At 46.0% G+C, this 663-nt stretch carries 1 protein-coding gene; it reads right to left on the bottom strand.

What is annotated here, in order from left to right:
* Positions 1-160: 160 nt before the first annotated feature.
* The coding region (locus tag CVN76_RS06475; protein ID WP_157805574.1) for a P-loop NTPase at positions 161-663 on the bottom strand (503 nt) is incomplete at its 5' end.

Raw genomic sequence — 663 nt, forward strand, 5'->3', positions numbered from 1 at the left:
GAAACGATGGATAGTCCACTCGTTCAAGCGAAGCTGCAGGAAAGATTGGATAAAGCAGCTACAAAAGCTGCGGAAAAGGAAACTAAAGGCGAAGAAAAAGATAAGAAGGATAAGGAATGATATAAGGCTGATTCCAATTTCGGAATCAGCCCTTATTTTTTTATTGAAGCTTTTCAATGACCTTCTTGGCAATATCCTCATAAATCCTGCCTAGCCTATGGTCTGCTGCGTAAATGGATGGGGCGAAATCCTCTTCATTCCAATCCGGCTGCTGCAGGGGAAGTTGTCCCAAAACCTCTGTTCGGAGTTCTTCAGCAAGCTTCGCGCCGCCTCCTTTACCGAATACATATTCTTTTTCTCCAGTCGTTTTACTTTCAAAGAATGACATATTCTCAATGACTCCAATGACTTCATGCTCTGTCTTGATGGCCATCGCACCGGCTCTTGCAGCAACGAAGGCTGCAGTTGGATGCGGTGTCGTCACGATGATTTCCTTACAGGAAGGCAGCATCGTATGGACGTCCAAAGCAACATCTCCCGTACCTGGCGGCAAGTCGAGCACTAAATAGTCCAACTCTCCCCATTCCACTTCATTGAAGAAACTGTTCAGCATTTTGCCAAGCATTGGGCCCCTCCAGATGATCGGTGCATTATCTTCGACAA

The sequence above is a fragment of the Bacillus sp. mrc49 genome, from assembly GCF_002803435.1.